1 protein-coding gene is annotated in these 625 nt (G+C 43.8%); it reads right to left on the bottom strand.

Annotated features, from left to right (window positions below):
• Window positions 1-95 precede the first annotated feature (95 nt).
• Window positions 96-443 (bottom strand): hypothetical protein, encoded by a 348-nt coding sequence (locus N1032_RS26155; RefSeq protein WP_259543558.1) that lies wholly within the window; start codon window positions 441-443, stop codon window positions 96-98.
• Between the last annotated feature and the right edge of the window lie 182 nt (window positions 444-625).

Genomic DNA, 625 nt, shown 5'->3' with positions numbered 1-625 from the left:
CAACAATAATAGTGCTAAAAACAAGACCTAAAGGAGTAGACCAAAAAGATTCACCTGCAATCATAGGGAAAGCATTATCGGTGAACATACCGATGTCACTCAGCAGATGGTGCATTTGAAGTCTCCTTCACTACAGTAGATGTTGCTTGTTCAGTTTGATTCTGAAGAGGCAACTTGATATTATTCACTATGTTAGAGAATCGGGCAATTATAGTTTGCCAGACGATAGCAATACCAAAACCTACTGCGGATATTTCACCCAGGTCCTGTAGACCGAAATGTCTTGCAATTGGTTCTGAAAGAAACATAGTACATGCTAAACCACCAAACACAAACATGACGCGTTGGCCCCAAGTTTTAATGTCTGGGTGTAAGTTTATGCCGACCACACCACCAGACACACCAGCGAGCCCTAGCCACAAATATTTTGATGGAAAAACCATTTACCTCTCCTCCTTGAATGCGCCCACGTTTTTATTTATTACTCGTTACGTGGATCGAGTGCCTCGGAAGGCAGCAACGGATCACTCTCAACCCGCAGGGTTGTTTCTAAGCATCCTACTTAGTCGGCAGCTTCATCATCGCTCGCAACTGTTCCTTTTAACAGGTCACGTAGACGTGCATC

Origin of the sequence: Herbiconiux daphne (assembly GCF_024979295.1) — a bacterium.
Lineage (GTDB): Bacteria > Actinomycetota > Actinomycetes > Actinomycetales > Microbacteriaceae > Herbiconiux > Herbiconiux daphnes.
Note: the sequence above shows the minus strand (reverse complement) of the source record. Positions and strands in the feature narration are given on the sequence as shown.